Raw genomic sequence first — 280 nt, 5'->3', positions numbered from 1 at the left:
ACACCGACACCACCGACCTGAACTGGAACACCGTCCTCACCCACACCACCGAACCCCAACTCGCCCACCGCGACGGCAAACTGCTGGTAGCGCGTCTCGTGCGCGGAGTCGACAGCGGGAGGATCGCGGGGGTCGGCGGGTTCGGCGCCGGCACCGACTGGCGGATCGACGTCACCGGCAGCGGCGGGACGCTGGACGCCGTAGGGAAGGCGGAGAACCCGCGTGCGTCGCGGCCGTTGGAGGCGGGCGAGGTCCGGGTGCAGGTGCGGGCCGCGGGCCT

General features: G+C 72.9%; 1 protein-coding gene. It reads left to right on the top strand.

The annotated features are described in order from the left end of the window. Positions 1-280: hypothetical protein (locus tag RMT89_RS42495; RefSeq protein ID WP_315889109.1), on the top strand; the 280-nt coding region annotated here is incomplete at both ends.

It is taken from the genome of Streptomyces sp. P17 (assembly GCF_032436805.1).
Classification (GTDB): Bacteria; Actinomycetota; Actinomycetes; order Streptomycetales; family Streptomycetaceae; genus Streptomyces.
This window is presented reverse-complemented; position numbering and strand designations above follow the sequence as displayed.